This is a genomic window from Shewanella sp. AC91-MNA-CIBAN-0169 (genome assembly GCF_040310165.1).
In the GTDB taxonomy this organism is placed as follows: Bacteria; Pseudomonadota; Gammaproteobacteria; order Enterobacterales; family Shewanellaceae; genus Shewanella.
The window spans coordinates 1-352 of the sequence record NZ_JBEOPM010000082.1 but is presented as its reverse complement, the minus strand read 5'-3'; the positions used below and the strand labels follow the sequence as shown (position 1 = coordinate 352).

Here is a 352-nt window from a genome sequence, read left to right as displayed (position 1 = left end):
GGTTCATGACTGGGGTGAAGTCGTAACAAGGTAGCCCTAGGGGAACCTGGGGCTGGATCACCTCCTTACCTATACGACTAACTCAATACCTAAAGTGCAGAGATGCATGTGAGTGTTCACACAGATTACTTGTTAACTTCTTCGGAAGTAGAGTGAAACACACCGCTTGCCGGTTAAGTGTTGTTCTTTAACAATTTGGAAAGCTGATAGTACTAACTAAAGGCGCATGAATGACGATTCGTTGTTATTGATGTGATTACGTTAGTGCGAAAAACGTTAATGCGAAAGCATTAACACTTGAGTTCTCAAAACACTGTTTAAGTGTCTTGAATATTCTAAAAACTAAGGCGAG

General features: G+C 41.2%; 1 rRNA gene. It reads left to right on the top strand.

The window, feature by feature from the left end:
• Window positions 1-68, top strand: a 16S ribosomal RNA gene (locus tag AAEY98_RS22205); the annotation flags it as partial.
• Window positions 69-352 lie beyond the last annotated feature (284 nt).